Raw genomic sequence first — 16,443 nt, 5'->3', positions numbered from 1 at the left:
CATGAATTTCACCTCCATGCGCGAAGCCCTGACTTCGCTCAGCCGCAGCAATGTCGGCGTCGCCAGTGCTGTGCTGTTAAGCATGCTCGCCTCCATCGCCCTGTGGACGGTGTTCCCGAATATCGACGACGAAAACCATTTGCTGGAATGGCTGCAAGCGCTGTTCCTGGCCCTGGCCTGCAACGTGCACGGCGTGCGCGCCTGGCAAGAGACTGACCGCCAGTCGCTGCGCTTCCTCATGCATGCAGGCTTGTGCGCCCTGCTGTTCGGCTTCCTGCTGCGCGAACTCGATATCGACCAGTTCGGCACGGCGCCCGTCTGGGCCCAGCTGGAAAAAGCCCTGCGCGTGCTGGAATTGCTGATCCTGATACGCATCCTGATCTTTTTCGCGCCGCGTGCCCGCAAGGTGTTTGCCCATGCCGGCCTGATTTTCAGCATGCGCATCACCATCCTGACGGCCATCGGCGGCTTGCTGATGGTCGCCGGCTGGCCCTTCGACAAGAAGGTCTTCCATGGCATGCCGGACGCCTACGCGCTGCTGGGCGAGGAAGTCTTCGAACTGGGCGCCTATCTGCTGCTGTTCCTCGCTTCGCTGTCCGACAGTTCGGCCGCCGCCCGCATCAGCCTGGCACCAAAGAAGAAATCGGCTTAAGCGCCTTCAAATGAAGATGGCAGCGGCAGCAGCCGCTGCAAGGTCGCGGCCACGCGCAGCAGGCGCGGGTCATCATCCTCGGCCTCGTCGCAGGTATCGTTGATACAGAAAAACGGCAAGCTGCCAAAACGCGCCGCCAGCTCCTCAAGCTGCTGCGGCGCCGCCACATCGCCGCTGGCGATATGCAGCGGGTCGAGCATGCGCGACCGCGCAATCCCCTGATGCACCATCCAGCGCGGCACCAGGTCGGGCAGCAACGCCGGCACCTGCCACGAGCGAAACACCGTCGCGCGCACGCCGGCAAACATGGCCGGCGCCAGCCCTTCCAGTGCATGCAGCGCGCTTTTCAGCATGGGCCGCGGCGCGTGCGCATACAGGCGCGGTTCATGCTGGTAAGCTGCATACTGCGCCGACAGCCATTGCCGCGACAAGGTGGCGCAATTGACAGGGGCCGCCACGTCGGCGCGCAAGCCCTGCATGTCTTCGTGCAGCGCACTCTCCGTGAAAACACTCAAACGCCCGTCCCCTTCCTCCCCAAACCAGAACGCGGGCTCGAACGGCGCGCCAAAAAATACGTCGTCGTTCAGATACAGGAAGCGCTCGGACAGGCCCGGAATATGGTGCAGATACGATTCGATATGGCCGGAATCGAACACGGGCAAGGCGGCGCCGGGCATCAGGCTCGCATGGTCGATCACCGTCAGGCGCGGTGAGGCGCGCAGCCACTCCGGCACTTGCCGGTCCGTCAGCAGGTAGATGTGGCCGTGGCCGGGGAAGAAGCGCTCGAGCGCGCGCAGGTTGTAGCGCAGCTCGCCGTTGTCGCGGTAGCGCCCCGCCACGTTGCCGTGCAAGGCCAGCTGGCCGGGATGCGTCTGCGCCCAGGCGGCATACGCGTGCTGCCAGCGCGCGCGCCAGGCGGGATCGCTGCCGTCGACCCACAGGTAGACGATGTCGATGCCGCTCAAGGGAGAGTGCTGGAGCCTGGCGCCGCCACGCAGTAATCGGCGATGGCGGCGAGCACGCTGGCGTTCTCGCCGACCGCCTCGACCACCTTCAGGCGCAGTGCCGGATGCCGCTGGCGCAATTCTTCCAGCAATAGCGGCAAGTCGCGCAGCACATGCCCGCCCTGTCCCAGGAACACGGGCACCACGGTGACGTCCAGAATGGCGCCGGCCGGCAGCTTGGCCAGCAGGCTTTGCACCAGCTCGGGCAGGCGTGGCGTCATCAGTTCAAGGAAAGCCAGGTGCACGCCGGTGCCGGGCATGCGCGCCTGGGTCAGGTCGCGCAGGCGCTCGAAGGGTGCGGCCCACGATGCGGCGCGCGCGCCATGGGCAAACAGGATCAGCGCCTGTTCCGCGTTCGCCTCCATCAGTGCCGCTCCACCCACCACAGGGCGCCCAGCGCCAGCAACAGATACAGCGCGCTCGGCGCCACCGCCGTCAGGAAGGCCGGCCAGGTGCTGAGCAGCCCCAGATGCGAGAACAGGGTGTTGACCAGCATGAAGCTCACGCCGATCATGATGCCGATGAAGATCTTCAGGCTGATGCCGCCGCTGCGCGTATGCATATAGGCGAACGGCAGCGCCAGCGCCATCAACACGAAAATGGCCAGCGGATCGATCAGCTTTTTCCAGAAGGCGATGCGGAAACGCTCGGTTTCCTGCTTGTTCTCGGCCAGGTGGCGCGTGTACACGGCCAGTTCGCTGGCCGACATGCGCTCGGGATCGGAAGCCGACACCGTCAGGATCTTCGGCGTCACTTCCGACGTCATGTCCTTGCTGGCGCTTTGCACCGTGTGCACCAGGCTCGTTTCCTGCCCATAGTAGTTCGACAGCTTCGGCTCGAAGCCGGGCGACGTGGCCGCGCTGTTCGAGAACGAGGTTTCCGTCACATCGGTCAGGCGCCAGATATTATTGCCCCGATACGTCGCGCCCTTGGCCACGGTCAGGGTGCGCAAACGCATATCGGTGTCGAATTCATACAGCTTGACGTTTTTCAGCTGGCCGTCCGGACGCGCTTCGCCGACATTGAAAAAGCGCGAACCGGTGACGGTGCCCGTCAGGCCATCGCTCTTGACCATGTCCTTGGTCCACAGGCCCGAGCGAAACTCGCTCGACACGGCCGCGCCGCGCGAGGTCAGCTTGAGGCGTTCGGCCAGCGGTTCCGTGCGCGGCGTGATCAACTCGCCGAAGATGAAGGTGATGACGACGAAGACGATACCGATGCGGAACAGGAAACCGGCCGCCATCGCCGTCGACATGCTCGATGCGCGCATGATGGTAAATTCGGAACTGGCGGCAAACTGCGCCATCGTATAGATCGTGCCGATCAGCGCCGCGATCGGCATCACCTCGTACACGTGCCCCGGCACCAGCACCAGCACGTACAGGAAGGCATACTGGATGGTGTAGCCGTTGCGGCCCACCTTGGGCAGCTCGCCCGTCAGGTCGATGAAGGCTTGCAGTGCCAGGAAGGCCAGCAGCACGAACAGCACCGCCTGGAATATCGAGACCGCAAAATAGCGCTGTAAAATCTTCATTTCGATGCCGCTTTACTTGTATTGCCGGCGCGGCGCGCGCGCTTGAAAGCCGCCAGCAGGACCAGCGGATGATAGCGGTGGTTCACATTCAGGCGCCACGCAAACAGCGCCACCACAGCCAGCGCCGCCAGCAGGTGCAGCGGCCACCAGGCCAGGCCAAAGGTCAGGCGGCCCTGTTTCACGCTCGCTTCGATGACCTTGATCAGATTGCTGTACGTAAAGAAAATCAGCAGGGCGATGATCAGGTTGGTCGAACTGCCGGCACGCGGATTGACAAAGCCCAGCGGAATGGCCAGCAGGATCAGCATCAGGCCGATCAGGGGCGCGCTGACCCGCCACAGCAATTCGGCCATGGTATACGGATTCGGATCGGCGATGAGCGCCATGGTGCTCATGGCGCGCACGCCCAGTTCCGCGCCCAGTTCCTGCTGCTTGCTCTCGATGCGCATGATGTACTGTTCGAACTCCATGGTCTGGAAGTCCGCCTGCGTCGGCACGCCCTGGTAGCGGCGGCCGCTCTTGAGCACCAGGAAGCGTTCACCCTTGGCGTCGGTATTGATCACGCCTTCCTTGGCGACGACGACGACGGCGCTGCCTTTTTCATCGACGGTATTGACGAAGACGTTTTGCACCACCGTCTTCTCGCCGCTGACGCCCTCGACGAAGAAGATGCGGTTGCTGCCGGCCGATTCGCGGAACTGGCCCGGCGTGACTTTCTGCAGGTCTTCGCGCTTTTCAAAGCGCGCCACATATTCATCGCTTTTCTTTTGCGCCCACGGCGTGGCGTACAGGCTCAGGATGCCGGTGGCCAGCACCAGCGGCAGGCCGAAGCTGAGCACGGGCCAGATCCAGCGCGACAGGCTCAGGCCGGAAGCGAACCACACCACCATCTCCGACTCCTTGTAGCTGCGGGTGACGACCATCAGCACCGAAATGAATCCGGTGAGGATGATGATGGTGGGCAGCTGCATCAGGGCGGAAAAAACCATCAGCGACATGACGTCGGACGACGCAATCTTGCCGCCCGCCGCCTTGCCGAGAATACCGATCAGCATCCAGGTGAGCAGGATGCTGAACAAAACTGTGAAGGTGGCCCCGGCGGCACTAGCCAATTCACGTCGAAGGGCGCGTTGAAAGATCATTCGGAGTTTATAATTCGGATCAGTTAGTTGAGTAACACGTTACTAGTAAATGAAAACGGAGAACCAAATGGACTTTAGCATAAAAGCATTCGATACCAAGAGCACCCTCGGCACGGCCAAAAGCGGATGCATCGCGGTTGCGGTATTCGAAAACAAAAAACTGTCGCCAGCGGCAAAATCGCTGGACAGCAAGGGTGCGATTTCGGCTGCGCTGAAGTCCGGCGACATCAGCGGCAAGCCTGGCAGCACCTTGCTGCTGCGCGCAGTCGATGGCGTCGCCGCCGAACGTGTTCTGCTGGTAGGCATGGGCAGCGATGACACTGTCAGCGAAAAAAGCTTCACGACCGGCGTACAAGCCGCACTGAAGGCCTTCGGCTCGCTGGGCGCTGCGGACGCCATTATCGCATTACCGCTGGCTGAAGTGAAAGAGCGCGACGTAAATTGGGCAATCCGTTGCGTGGTGCAAGCCGCACATGACAGCCAATACCGCTGCGACTCGCAAAAAAGCAAAAAAGATCCGGCGCCAGCAGGCGTGCGCAAGATCGTCCTGGCTGCTCCTGCAACGGCCGCCACGCGCGGCGCGCTGGCGCAAGCCATCGCCATCGCCAACGGTTCCGACCTGACGCGCAACCTGGGCGACCTGTCGGCAAACATCGCCAATCCGACCTACCTGGCCAACACGGCCAAGCAGCTGGCCAAGGATTACAAGTTCGAAGTCGAAGTGCTGGACCGCAAACAGCTCGAAGCGCTGAAAATGGGCAGCTTCCTGTCCGTCACCAACGGCAGCGAGCAGCCGCCGAAGTTCATCGTCCTGAAACACATGGGCGGCAAGGCCAAGGATGCGCCAGTCGTCCTGGTCGGCAAAGGTATCACCTTCGACACGGGCGGCATTTCGATCAAGGCCGGTCCTGGCATGGATGAAATGAAGTACGACATGTGCGGCGCCGCCTCCGTCCTGGGCACCTTCCGCGCCATCGGCGAAATGAACCTGAAGCTGAACGTCATCGGCATCATCGCCGCGTGCGAAAACATGCCGTCGGGCCGTGCCACCAAGCCGGGCGACATCGTCACTTCCATGAACGGCCTGACCATCGAAGTGCTGAACACGGACGCCGAAGGCCGTCTGGTGCTGTGCGACGCGCTGACCTACGCCGAACGCTTCAAGCCGGCAGCCGTGGTCGATATCGCCACCCTGACGGGCGCTTGCGTCGTGGCCCTGGGCCACCACAACAGCGGCCTGTTTACGCGCAGCGATGCGGCGCATGACCAGCTGGCCAATGAATTGCTGGCAGCGGGCAAACAGTCGAGCGACACGGCATGGCGCATGCCGATCGAAGAGGCGTACAACGAGCAGCTGAAGTCGAACTTCGCCGACCTGGCCAACATCGGCACGCCAGGCGGCGGTTCGGTGACGGCAGCGGCCTTCCTGGAAAACTTCACCAAGAAGTACACCTGGGCACATCTGGACATCGCCGGCACGGCATGGAAATCGGGCGGCGCAAAAGGCGCGACCGGCCGTCCAGTCCCACTGCTGACGACGTTCCTGATCAACCGCGTGTAAGAGAACGCCAGACCACACCTACTGTGCGGGGCTATTGGCGGCCGGCGATGCTCGCTGTACATAAAGTACAGCTGCGCTTCTCGGCCACCACTAGCTCCCGCTCGCTACGGTTTTGTCAGGCGTCGTTACGCAAGAAGACAGCCGCCATAGTCACTGACCCTGGCGGCTTTTTTATGTGCAGTTGAATCAGTAGACGACGGGATTGGGCAAGGGCGCTGGCGCCACCTTGGGCTGCACCACCGTTTCCGGCACGGCGGCCGGCTGCGGCTTCGCGGCGACGGGCGCGGGCGGCGGCACCAGGCGCGCGGGGTCCTGCATGACGATGGTCAAAATGGATGGGTAGTCAAAGCCGGCGCCCGTGTTGCGGTCGACGAAATAGCCGACGCCCAGGGTGAGGATGACATTGCCCCAGACGCTGCCATTGAGCTTGGGGTCGATATGGTCGTCCGTCGCGATGGCGGGCGAACCTTGCTTGCGGCAATCGACCTTCAACGGTTCCTGGCTCTTGCGGATGGTGATGCGCCCGGGCGTGGTGACGAACCACTTGCCCACGTCGTTGCTGAGGATGCAGCCGGCGCCCGTCAGTTCGCGGTTATCCTGGATGGTTTGCACCAGCACCATCTGCTCGGTGTTGCCAGTCAGGGTGGCGCAGCCGCCCAGGCCAAACAGCAGCGTCCCGGCGGCAAAGGCGGCAAGGGGGACAGACAGCGGCACGCGCATGGGAAGCTCGCTTAACGGACGGGAATCGGCTGGTCGCCGGGCACGGCAACGGCGGTGACGCTGTTTTTCGGGCTGCCATCGATCAGGCGGTCGGAATACACGAGGTAGACCAGCGCATTGCGCTTGCTGTCGACCATGCGCACGACGCGCACATGCTTGAAGAAGATCGAGGCACGCTCGGTAAACACTTCCTCCTGGCGTGGCAGCTTGCCCTTGAATTGCAGCGGCCCCACCTGGCGGCACGCCACGGCCGCATCGGCCTTGTCTTCGGCCAGGCCGACGGCACCCTTGATGCCGCCCGTCTTGGCGCGCGACAGATAGCAGCTGACGCCGGCGACGCGCGGGTCGTCATACGCTTCGACGACGATCTTGTGGTCAGGGCCGATCAGTTTGAACACCGTGTCGACCGAACCGATGGTTTCGGCGTGCGCCGCGGCGCAGGCAAAGCCCAGCACCAGAGCGGCAGGCAGCAATTTACGCATGAAAGTATCCCGGGCACGCACGCAGGCGGCCATCAGTTGATGGGAGCGAAACGCTGGACCATGACGCCTTCGACTTCGATCAGTTGAAAGAATACGTCCTTCGGCCGGGTCCAGATGGAACCGTCGGCGGCGCGATAGACGATCATCGGCGTCAGATCCGCTTCCAGCGTGGCTTCGCACACCAGTTCGTAAATGCCGCCCTTGTAGTGCCGATAACGCATCGCCGTCCCCTCAAGCCGTTGAATCTTCGCTCTTGTCGTCGGCCAGTGCCTTCTGCTTCTGCTTCAGGCCCTGGATCACTTTCAGTATGCCTTCCATGCCGGCCGCGCCATCGGCGCCGCTGAAGGCGTCGAGCACTTCATTGAGCACCTTGTTGCGCACGGTCGCTTCATCGGAAGACATTTCCAGCGCGCGCTGGGCTTTCGCCGCCTTTTCGGCAGCGCTCACGCGCGGCTTGGCAGCCGTCTTGCCATGCGTCAGAGCAGCCTGCCAGATAACCCAGCGGCGCTGGGTCTCGAAAATCAGGTACTCATCCGGTTTGTCTTCTCTTCGCCGCACAATGTGGCCGTCACGCTGCGCCCACGCTTCAAATGCAGTTCGCATTTTCTTCCTTTGCAAATGCTACGCGCAAGTCTCACTATTAAAACTGCAACATTTCAAAATAGTACCATCTATTGATGTCGCAAAACAGTCTCATAGATATAGTACTGCAATTTATATAACAAGTCTGGCGGCGCCAGGGACGGAATTGACACTCCGTCCCCGGCACAGTGGTCATGTAATCGGAATAGCAATTACAACTAATTACAACTGCTTCCTGTCTGGTTGCCAACTTGGCCGTAACAAAGCTGTGTGACACAGTTGTTACACGGTGCCATTTTAGTAGTTTTTATCGCGTTTTAGCGAGAAACTTTACACCTTTGTCGCGTTAATCAGCGAGACGCATCCTGCCGCGCCAGCCACTTATGCCAAATCAAACATAGGGGTTGATCAATGATACACAAAAACATAATATTCATGCGCCACGATTGGTTAAGTATAAATACTTTATTTGTACTCTTTTTCCCTGCCAGCAAATAAAGCTCCTACCCGGCAAGCGGCGCAAGACGTCATCGACACGCATGCGGTAAGATTCGCGCCTATCGATACCCATTCAAGCAAGGATTTTTCCCATGAAACTCGCCACCTGGAACGTCAACTCGCTCAAAGTGCGCCTGCCGCAAGTGCTGCAGTGGCTGACAGACAACCCGGTCGACATACTCTGCCTGCAAGAGACCAAACTGACGGACGACAAGTTCCCCGTCGCCGAGATCGAGGCGGCCGGCTACCAGGTGGTCTTCAGCGGCCAGAAAACGTATAACGGCGTGGCCATCCTGTCGAAGCTGCCGATCACCGACGTGGTGAAGAACAACCCGCGCTATGAAGACGCGCAGCAGCGCATCCTGGCCGCCACCATCGGTGGCGTGCGCGTCGTCTGCGCCTACGTGCCGAACGGCCAGAGCGTCGACTCGGACAAGTACGAATACAAGCTGGGCTGGCTGGCCGCCCTGCACGACTGGCTGGCCGAAGAAGCGCAGCAGCACCCGCAACTGGCCGTCGTCGGCGACTACAATATCGCGCCCGACGACCGCGACGTGCATGACCCTGTCGCCTGGGAAGGCCAGGTACTGGTGTCGGACAAGGAACGCGCCGCCCTGCAGCGCCTGTTCGACATCGGCCTGACGGATGCTTTCCGCCTGTTCGAGCAGGCGGACAAATCGTTCAGCTGGTGGGATTACCGCCAGCTGGGCTTCCGCCTGAACAAGGGCCTGCGCATCGACCACATCCTGCTCTCGCCCGCCCTCGCCGCCCGCTGCACGGCGTGCGTCATCGACCGCGTACCGCGCAAGTGGGAACAGCCGTCCGACCATGCGCCAGTCGTGGCGACGATTGACTAGCTAACGGCTATCCGCTCCAGCAAGGCCTGCGCGTTCACGGCAGGCACTGGCGCGGAAAACAGATAGCCCTGCGCATAGCGGCAGCCGTTCGCCTGCAGCAGGGCGAACTGCTCTTCCGTCTCCACGCCCTCGGCCACGGCCGACAATTGCAGGCTGTCGGCCAGCGCGATGATGGCCGCCACGATGGCGCGGTCTTCCCCGCTGTGCTCCAGGTCCTTGATGAAGGCGCGGTCGATCTTGACCTTCTTCACGGGGAACCGCTTCAGGTAGGCCAGGCTGGAATAGCCGGTGCCGAAATCATCGATCGACAGGCGCAAGCCCATGCCATTGATCTGGCGCAAAATCTCCAGCGTATGCTCGCCGTGCTGCATCAGCGCCGTCTCGGTGATCTCGAATTCCAGCAGCGCCGGGTCGATGCCCGTTTCCCGCACCACGGCGCCAATCGCCGCCACCAGGCCCTTGTGCATGAACTGGCGCGGCGACAGATTCACCGCCAAGGGCACCGGCTGCAAGCCCTGGCGCTGCCAGGCCATGCTTTGCTCGCAGGCCTGGCGCATTACCCATTCGCCCACCGGCACGATCAGGCCGTTTTCCTCCATGATGGGAATGAAGCGGTCCGGCAGCACCAGGCCGTGGCCCGGGCGGCGCCAGCGCAGCAGCACTTCCATGCCGTGCAGCCGGCGCGTGGCGATATCGATGACGGGCTGGTAAAACAGTTCGAACTGCTGCAGCGCCAGCGCCGTGCGCAGGCTGCTTTCCAGGTCGAAGTGCAAGGCCGCCGCCTGGTTCATCGTCTGCGTGAAGAACTGGTAGTTATTGCGGCCGTTGCCCTTGGCGTGGTACATGGCCGCATCGGCATGGCGCATCAGGGCGTCGACGTCGCCGCCATCGTCCGGATACACGCAGATGCCGATCGACGGCGTCACGTGCAGCACATGGCCGTCGAGCGGAAAGGCGGGTGTCAGCGCTTCGATGATCTTCTCGGCCACGCGCGCCGCCTCGTCACTGCCGCGGATGCCCGGCACCAGCACGACGAATTCGTCGCCGCCCAGGCGCGCCACCGTGTCGCTGGCGCGCACGGCGCCACACAGCCGGGCGGCCACTTCCTTGAGCAGCAAGTCGCCCGTCATGTGGCCCAGCGAATCGTTGATGGTCTTGAAGCGGTCCAGGTCGATGAACATCACGGCCAGCTTGCGCCCGGAACGCTGCGAGGCCAGCATGGCCCGTTCCAGCCGGTCCGACAGCAACGCGCGGTTCGGCAAGCCTGTCAGGTTGTCGTGATAGGCCATGTGGTGCACCCGCGCCTCGGCCTGGCGCCGCTCGACGATCTCGCCCTGCAACAGCAGGTTGGCGCCGGCCAGTTCGGCCGTGCGTTCCTGCACGCGCAATTCCAGCTCGTCGCGCGCGCGGCGCACCGCCTCGGCCGCCTCGCGGCGCGCCGTCACGTCGTCGACCAGCCACACGGAACGGCCATGCGCATGCGCCAGGTCGAACGGCCGGCCGGACAGGCGCGCCCAGAAGCGGCTGCCATCCTTGCGCACCAGCTGGTATTCCGACATGTGCACGCGTCCCGCATCGAAGTCGCGCGCCGTCTCGCCGCGCGCCACCTTCCACGCGGCCATGTCCGGATACAGGGCCTGCACCGACAGGCCGTTGATTTCACCGGGTCCATAGCCGAACAGCTCTTCCATCTTGCTGTTGGCACGCAAATTGTAGCCGCCCTCTATCACCGAGATACCCAGCACGGCGCTGTCCAGGATGGCCTGGTTTTCCAGCAGCGCGTTGCGCAGGGATTCTTCGGCGCGCTTGGCTTCCGTGCGGTCCTCGATGATCCAGATGGTACCGGCGGCGGGATCGTCCGGATTGACGACATAGGCGATCAGCTGCGCCCACAAGGTGCTGCCGTCGCGGCGCATCATTTCCACTTCCGTCTGGAAGGGCTTGGCCACCGACAGGAAGGGGAAGGCCGCCGCGCCCAGCAGCTCGTACGATTGCTGCGACACGTACAGCGCGCGCCCGGGCAAGCCCAGCGCCTCGTCGCCGCTATAGCCGAACATCGCCGCAAAGCCCAGGTTATAGCGCGTGATCAGGCGATTCTTGGTATACAGGATGCTCACCGAGGCATTCGTCATGATGGCCGCCACTTCCATCTGCGTCTGGCGGCTGGCCGTGATGTCTTCCAGTATCCAGATGGCGCCCTGCTCGCTGTGCGTCTGGTCGACGGCCTTGGCGCGGATGCGGCACCAGAACAGGCTGCCGTCGCGGCGGCGGAACAGCGATTCATCCTGCTCGTAAGGCAAGCCCTGTCCCAGCAGCGGCGTGGCCTGCACGCCAAACTCCTCGTAGGCGGCGGGCGACGGAAACAGTTCGGCGGCGGGCAGGCCCGTCATCTCCTCCTGCGCGTAGCCGAACATTTCGGCGAAACGGGGATTGCAGCGCAGGATCAGGCGCGAACGGGAAAACAGGATGCCGACGGAGGCATTGTCGAGGATAGCCTGCTGCTCGAGCATCAGCTGGCGCGTCGCCTCCTCGGCCGCCTTCTGCGCGCTGCGGTCGTCGAACAGCCAGATCGTGTCGCGCAGCGCGCGGTCGGACTGGCTCTCGGGATTCAGCACATAGCCATACGCCAGGGCCCAGAACGTGGAGCCGTCGCGGCGGCGCATCTCCATCTCGCCCTGGAACGGCAAGCCGCGCCGCAGCAGCGGTGCGGCCTGGCGCACGACATTGTCATACGCCGCGCGCGACGGATACAGGTCGGCGACGGCCAGGCCCACGCCGCTGTCGCCGTCAAAACCGAAGCATTCGGCGAAACGCCGGTTGTAGCGCAGCACGCCCTTGTCGCGCTGAAAACCGATGGCCAAGGGCGCGTTATCCATCACGGCCTGCATTTCCAGCATGGCGCGCCGCAGCTGGTCTTCATCGCGCCGGTGGTCGCTGATGTCTTCGATGATCCAGACCGTGCCGTCATGCGTATTGAGGGGATCGACGGCGCGCCCGTGCAGGCGGCTCCAGAACAGGGTGCCATCCTGGCGCCGCAATTCCAGTTCCGTGCGGTAGGGCTTGCCCTTCGACAGCAGCGGCGCCGCTTCCAGCCCCAGGGCGCGGCAATGCTCGGCGGAGCGGTACAGCACCGCGCCCGGCATGCCCGTCAGCTGGTGGCGCGCGTAGCCGAGCATCTCGGCGGCGCGGATATTGCATTCCTCGATGAAGCCGCCCTTGGAAAAGACGATGCCGACGGCCGCGCTTTCCAGGATCGCCTGCTGCTCGAGCAAGGTCTTGCGCAAGGCTTGCTGGTCGCGCTGCTGCACGCTGATGTCGGCAAACACGAGGGTCGCACCGGGCAAGCCATCGTCCACCAGCAGGGGCCGCGACCAGACCTGCACGGCGATGGCGCCCGCCTCCCCTTCCAGGCTGCTGTCCCAGTGCCGCTCGCGCCCGGCCGCGCCAAGCGTACCGCGCAGCATGCTGGTGCTCGACGCGCGGTAAGCGTCCGTAAAGCAGTCGGCCAGCAGCCGGCCCGCCATATCCCGACCCAGCAGGGCCTGCAAGGCGCCATTCGCGGCCACCACCATGCCGCAGGCATCGCAGGCGCAGGCCGGCAAGGCGATCAGTTGCAAGGCATCGGCGATGAAATCGGGACTGGTCGGTACGCGGTTCATGGACACCATGGGATGGTTAAAGACAAGATAAACATGCGCCTGGGCAAATATTCTTCCAAGCATCATGGTGCTGCTAGATCATAAACCAGTTTCCCGGGGTTTTTTCATATTCCTTATTGGCAATATCTGAAACACCACAGACCACTTGCAACACGCCCGTTGCAACGCCGTTGCATGGCTGAAAAATGAAACAAATCGTTTAGAATAAAGCATGCGCCGCCCTCCCCAACCTCCGCTCGACCATCGCGACAAACCCGTCATCTGGACCGTCTCCGTCTCGCGCCTGTTCGACCTGTTCCGCGACATCACGCTCGAATACGACGACCTGGCGACGATCGAACCGATCAACCTGGGCTTTGACGACGCCGTGCGCCACATCCGCGAACGCATGGCCACGGAGCGCTGCGACGCCGTCATCGCGGCCGGTTCGAACGGCGCCTACCTGAAAGGCCGGCTGTCGGTACCCGTCATCATCGCCAAGGCCAGCGGCTACGACGTGATGCAGGCGCTGGCGCGCGCGCGGCGCATCTCGCCGCACATCGGCGTCGTCACCTACCAGGACCCGATGCCGGAACTGGCGGAATTTGCCGCCACCTTCGGCTTCCAGATCTTTCAGCGCACCTATGCCACCGAGGAAGACGCGCGCGCGCAGATCAATGAACTGAAGGCGGCCGGCGTCAAAGCCGTCGTCGGCGCGGGCCTCGTCACCGACCTGGCCGAAGAGGCGGGACTGGCCGCCGTCTTCGTGTATTCGGCCACGGCCATCCGGCGCGCCTTCGACGATGCGCTGGAACTGGCGCGCCTGACCCAGATCGAATCGAACCGCGGACGCCGCACGGTAGTGGCCGACACCCTGCGCGCGCGGCACGGCCTGCACGATCTGCGCGGCGAGTCGGAAGCGATGGAAGCGCTGCGCCAGTCGGTGGTGCTGTATGCGCGCTCGCCGGCAACGGTGCTGATCCAGGGAGAAACGGGCAGCGGCAAGGAACTGGTGGCGCAGGCGATCCATCGCGAAAGCCCGCGCAGCCTGGGCGCGAACCGCCCCTTCATCGCCATCAACTGCGGCGCCATCGCCGAGTCCCTGCTGGAATCGGAACTGTTCGGCCACGAGGATGGGGCCTTCACGGGCGCCCGCAGGGGCGGCCATGCGGGCCTGTTCGAGGCGGCCAACCACGGTACCCTGTTCCTCGACGAAATCGGCGAAATGCCGCTGGCCCTGCAAACGCGATTGCTGCGCGTGCTGGAAGAGCGCGAAGTGGTGCGCGTGGGCGGCACGCGGCCCATCGCCATCAATGTACGCATCATCAGCGCCACGCATTGTGACCTGGAACAGCGCATCCGCGAAGGACGCTTCCGCGCCGACCTGTTCTACCGCCTGGCCGTGCTGCGCCTGCATTTGCCCGCCTTGCGCGAACGCGCCAGCGACATTCCCGGCCTGGCCGAGTGGTCGCTGAAAAACGCGCTGGCCGCGCTGGGCGCCCGTCCGCACCCCAACCTGCATGCGGAAATCCAGGCTTGCGCGCCGCTGCTGCGCCGCTACGACTGGCCCGGCAACGTGCGCGAACTGCGCAACCTGGCCGAGCGCCTGGCCCTGTTCCTGGCCGCCGAACCGCTGCAGGCGCTGACGCCCGCCTTCGTGCTGGGCGTGGCGCCGGAACTGGCCAATGCTGCCGGCACGCCGGCGCCGGCCGCCGCCATCGCGCCGCGCCCGGAAGACGAAAGCGCCAGCGCCGTGCTGGCGCGCTTTGGCGGACGCCGCGACGCCGCCGCCCACTACCTCGGCATCAGCCGCACCACCCTGTGGCGCCGCCTGCGCACCGGCTGATTTCTTCAACCAGACAAAAGACACCATGGACGACTGGCCTCACTTGCACGAATTATGGCAACGCTGCACGGGACACGGCGGCGCGGCCGGCAGCCAGGGACTGGCGCGCGACCACCGGGACATCAAGGCGCTGTATGCGCGCGGCATTTCCATGGAAGACGCCATGCAGTTCCTGTTCCAGCAACGCCCTACGCTGGAAGCCTTCCAGGCGTGGCTGGCGGGCCGCACGCGCGTCCGCCCGGCGCACGCCGCCAGCGCGCATCAGGACGTGCTGTCGGCCGCCGAACTGCGCCATTTCGAGGAGCACGGCTACCTGGTGCTGCGCGGCGCCGTACCGCGCGCGCAGTGCCTCGCCGCACAAACGGCGATATGGGAATACCTGGGCGCCAGCCCCGATGATATGGCATCGTGGTACCGGCCGCACCCGGGCAAGCGGGGCCTGATGCTGCAGTTTTCCGACCATCCGGCCCTCGAGGAAAACCGCCACTGCGCGCACATACGCCACGCCTGTCAGCAGCTATATGACACCGGCATCGGCGCCGGCACCGGCATCTACGCCAGCATCGACAAGGTGAGCTTCAATCCGCCGGAAACGCCGCAGCACCGTTTCCTTGGCAGCGCCCTGCACTGGGACGTCAGCCTGCAACAGCCGGTTCCCTTCAAGCTGCAAGGCATGCTGTACCTGAGCGACTGTCCGGCGCAGCACGGCGCCTTTCACTGCGTGCCCGGCTTCCAGCACCACATGGCCGGCTGGCTGCGGCAAGTACCGCCGGGCCGCCAGCCGCGCGAATGGGCCGTCGAGGACTTGCGGCCCGTGCCCGTCGAAGGCATGGCCGGCGATTTCATCATCTGGCACCAGGCCCTGCCCCATTGCGCCACGCCCAACCGCGGCCCGGCGCCGCGCATGGTGCAGTACCTGACCTACCTCCCGGAGCACTGCCAGGATCAGGATGCGTGGATCTGAACCACTCATCCCGCCCTGGCGCCGCTCATCCCGCAGCGCTGGCCGCGCGCTCCCGGCGCCGCTAGCATGGTCGTCAAGGAGGAGTACCCCATGAAACAAACACTGCAAACATTGATCTTGCTCAGTACGGCGCTGCTGGCAGGCGCCAGCCAGGCCGCCGCGCCCACGGCATTCAAGGTCGAGGTCACAGGACAAGGCCGTCCCCTGGTCCTGATTCCCGGCCTGGCGTCTTCCGGCGAAGTCTGGCAAGGCACGGTGGCGCGCCTGTGCGGCCCGCAAGCCGCACGCCAATGCCACGTGCTGACACTGGCCGGCTTTGCCGGCGTGGCGCCCATCGAGGGCGACTTGCTGGCGCAGGCCGAGCAACAACTGGCCGACTACATCGGCACCCAAAAACTGGGCCAGCCGGCCATCATCGGGCATAGCCTGGGCGGCTTCCTGGCGTTGAAAATGGCCATCGACCATCCTGACCAAACGGGCAAGCTGGTGATCGTCGACTCGCTGCCGGCGCTGGGCGCGACGCAGCTGCCCTCCATCACGCCGCCGCAGCTGCAAGCCATAGCCGCGCAGATGCAATCGGCCATGCGCGCGCAGGATGGGACCACCTACGCCGCCAGCCAGCGCCGCACGGTAAGCAGCATGGCCAGCGCGCCGGCCGACGTGGAGCGCATCATCGGCTGGGGCCAGCGCTCGGACCGCGAGACGGTGATCAAGGCCATGGGCACCCTGGTGGCCAGCGACCTGCGCCAGGACGTGGCGAAAATAAAATCGCCAACCCTGGTGCTGGGTACCTGGATCGCCTACAAGGACTATGCGCCGCGCGCCGCCATCGAGGCGACCTTCCAGCAGCAGTATGCCCAGCTGCCCGGCGTAAAAGTCGCGCTGGCCGACACGGCGCGCCACTTCATCATGTACGACCAGCCGGACTGGATGCAGGCGCGCATCGAACAGTTCCTGGACTAG

At 64.0% G+C, this 16,443-nt stretch carries 15 protein-coding genes; 6 read left to right on the top strand and 9 right to left on the bottom strand.

The genetic code is table 11. From position 1 onward, the window contains the following. Nucleotide 1 precedes the first annotated feature (1 nt). Entirely contained in the window at nucleotides 2–652 is a 651-nt protein-coding gene (locus tag IGS58_RS20260) for a hypothetical protein (protein ID WP_230522515.1), read from the top strand. Here IGS58_RS20260 and IGS58_RS20255 read toward each other — a convergent pair. The 4 genes from IGS58_RS20255 to lptF are packed head-to-tail and all read right to left on the bottom strand — an operon-like array spanning nucleotide 649 to nucleotide 4,332. Further along, entirely contained in the window at nucleotides 649–1,617 is a 969-nt protein-coding gene (locus IGS58_RS20255; RefSeq protein ID WP_230522514.1) for a Stealth CR1 domain-containing protein, read from the bottom strand. The genes IGS58_RS20260 and IGS58_RS20255 overlap by 4 nt on opposite strands. After that, a complete protein-coding gene (locus IGS58_RS20250; RefSeq protein ID WP_230522513.1) occupies nucleotides 1,614–2,021 on the bottom strand; it encodes a sirohydrochlorin chelatase in 408 nt (135 codons plus the stop codon). The genes IGS58_RS20255 and IGS58_RS20250 overlap by 4 nt, the downstream gene beginning before the upstream one ends. Then, complete coding sequence (lptG, locus tag IGS58_RS20245) at nucleotides 2,021–3,190, bottom strand: LPS export ABC transporter permease LptG (RefSeq protein WP_034782207.1); 1,170 nt, start codon at nucleotides 3,188–3,190, stop codon at nucleotides 2,021–2,023. The genes IGS58_RS20250 and lptG overlap by 1 nt, the downstream gene beginning before the upstream one ends. Next, on the bottom strand, nucleotides 3,187–4,332 hold the full coding sequence (gene lptF, locus IGS58_RS20240; protein WP_034782206.1) for an LPS export ABC transporter permease LptF: 1,146 nt from the start codon (nucleotides 4,330–4,332) through the stop codon (nucleotides 3,187–3,189). The genes lptG and lptF overlap by 4 nt, the downstream gene beginning before the upstream one ends. A 67-nt stretch (nucleotides 4,333–4,399) precedes the next feature. Between lptF and IGS58_RS20235 the strand changes: the two genes are divergently transcribed. Further along, nucleotides 4,400–5,893 carry a leucyl aminopeptidase gene (locus tag IGS58_RS20235; RefSeq protein WP_230522512.1) on the top strand — a complete coding sequence of 498 codons (1,494 nt, stop codon included), beginning with the start codon at nucleotides 4,400–4,402 and terminating at the stop codon, nucleotides 5,891–5,893. 186 nt (nucleotides 5,894–6,079) lie between these two features. Here the strand turns inward: IGS58_RS20235 and IGS58_RS20230 are convergent, their stop codons facing one another. The 4 genes from IGS58_RS20230 to IGS58_RS20215 are packed head-to-tail and all read right to left on the bottom strand — an operon-like array spanning nucleotide 6,080 to nucleotide 7,698. Beyond that, nucleotides 6,080–6,613, bottom strand: coding sequence for a hypothetical protein (locus IGS58_RS20230; protein WP_230522511.1), 534 nt, complete (start codon nucleotides 6,611–6,613; stop codon nucleotides 6,080–6,082). 11 nt (nucleotides 6,614–6,624) lie between these two features. Then, nucleotides 6,625–7,095, bottom strand: coding sequence for a CreA family protein (locus IGS58_RS20225; protein ID WP_058049645.1), 471 nt, complete (start codon nucleotides 7,093–7,095; stop codon nucleotides 6,625–6,627). Between the two features lie 32 nt (nucleotides 7,096–7,127). Beyond that, complete coding sequence (locus IGS58_RS20220; RefSeq protein ID WP_034782199.1) at nucleotides 7,128–7,316, bottom strand: DUF1653 domain-containing protein; 189 nt, start codon at nucleotides 7,314–7,316, stop codon at nucleotides 7,128–7,130. A 10-nt stretch (nucleotides 7,317–7,326) separates the two neighbouring features. After that, a complete protein-coding gene (locus IGS58_RS20215; protein WP_034751548.1) occupies nucleotides 7,327–7,698 on the bottom strand; it encodes a hypothetical protein in 372 nt (123 codons plus the stop codon). Nucleotides 7,699–8,267: 569 nt separating this feature from the next. Between IGS58_RS20215 and xth the strand changes: the two genes are divergently transcribed. Further along, entirely contained in the window at nucleotides 8,268–9,032 is a 765-nt protein-coding gene (gene xth / locus IGS58_RS20210; protein WP_034782197.1) for an exodeoxyribonuclease III, read from the top strand. Here the strand turns inward: xth and IGS58_RS20205 are convergent. Then, on the bottom strand, nucleotides 9,029–12,691 hold the full coding sequence (locus IGS58_RS20205; RefSeq protein WP_230522510.1) for a sensor domain-containing protein: 3,663 nt from the start codon (nucleotides 12,689–12,691) through the stop codon (nucleotides 9,029–9,031). The genes xth and IGS58_RS20205 overlap by 4 nt on opposite strands. A 211-nt stretch (nucleotides 12,692–12,902) precedes the next feature. Here IGS58_RS20205 and prpR point away from each other — a divergent pair, with 211 nt between their 5' ends. From prpR to IGS58_RS20190, 3 genes are all read left to right on the top strand, one after another. Beyond that, complete coding sequence (prpR, locus tag IGS58_RS20200; RefSeq protein ID WP_151093313.1) at nucleotides 12,903–14,516, top strand: propionate catabolism operon regulatory protein PrpR; 1,614 nt, start codon at nucleotides 12,903–12,905, stop codon at nucleotides 14,514–14,516. Between the two features lie 25 nt (nucleotides 14,517–14,541). Further along, nucleotides 14,542–15,480, top strand: a complete 939-nt coding sequence (locus IGS58_RS20195) for a phytanoyl-CoA dioxygenase family protein (RefSeq protein ID WP_230522509.1) — start codon at nucleotides 14,542–14,544, stop codon at nucleotides 15,478–15,480. A gap of 90 nt (nucleotides 15,481–15,570) precedes the next feature. Then, nucleotides 15,571–16,443: an alpha/beta fold hydrolase gene (locus tag IGS58_RS20190; protein WP_230522508.1), complete on the top strand. Its 873-nt coding sequence runs from the start codon at nucleotides 15,571–15,573 to the stop codon at nucleotides 16,441–16,443.

The organism is Janthinobacterium sp. EB271-G4-7A, assembly GCF_020858075.1.
Classification (GTDB): Bacteria; Pseudomonadota; Gammaproteobacteria; order Burkholderiales; family Burkholderiaceae_D; genus Janthinobacterium; species Janthinobacterium lividum.
This window is presented reverse-complemented; position numbering and strand designations above follow the sequence as displayed.

Coding starts and splice junctions, on each gene's coding strand:
- IGS58_RS20260 (WP_230522515.1), top strand. CDS start 2: ATGAATTTCACCTCCATGCGCGAAGCCCTGACTTCGCTCAGCCGCAGC.
- IGS58_RS20250 (WP_230522513.1), bottom strand. CDS start 2,021: ATGGAGGCGAACGCGGAACAGGCGCTGATCCTGTTTGCCCATGGCGCG.
- lptG (WP_034782207.1), bottom strand. CDS start 3,190: ATGAAGATTTTACAGCGCTATTTTGCGGTCTCGATATTCCAGGCGGTG.
- lptF (WP_034782206.1), bottom strand. CDS start 4,332: ATGATCTTTCAACGCGCCCTTCGACGTGAATTGGCTAGTGCCGCCGGG.
- IGS58_RS20235 (WP_230522512.1), top strand. CDS start 4,400: ATGGACTTTAGCATAAAAGCATTCGATACCAAGAGCACCCTCGGCACG.
- IGS58_RS20230 (WP_230522511.1), bottom strand. CDS start 6,613: ATGCGCGTGCCGCTGTCTGTCCCCCTTGCCGCCTTTGCCGCCGGGACG.
- IGS58_RS20225 (WP_058049645.1), bottom strand. CDS start 7,095: ATGCGTAAATTGCTGCCTGCCGCTCTGGTGCTGGGCTTTGCCTGCGCC.
- IGS58_RS20220 (WP_034782199.1), bottom strand. CDS start 7,316: ATGCGTTATCGGCACTACAAGGGCGGCATTTACGAACTGGTGTGCGAA.
- IGS58_RS20215 (WP_034751548.1), bottom strand. CDS start 7,698: ATGCGAACTGCATTTGAAGCGTGGGCGCAGCGTGACGGCCACATTGTG.
- xth (WP_034782197.1), top strand. CDS start 8,268: ATGAAACTCGCCACCTGGAACGTCAACTCGCTCAAAGTGCGCCTGCCG.
- IGS58_RS20205 (WP_230522510.1), bottom strand. CDS start 12,691: ATGAACCGCGTACCGACCAGTCCCGATTTCATCGCCGATGCCTTGCAA.
- prpR (WP_151093313.1), top strand. CDS start 12,903: ATGCGCCGCCCTCCCCAACCTCCGCTCGACCATCGCGACAAACCCGTC.
- IGS58_RS20195 (WP_230522509.1), top strand. CDS start 14,542: ATGGACGACTGGCCTCACTTGCACGAATTATGGCAACGCTGCACGGGA.
- IGS58_RS20190 (WP_230522508.1), top strand. CDS start 15,571: ATGAAACAAACACTGCAAACATTGATCTTGCTCAGTACGGCGCTGCTG.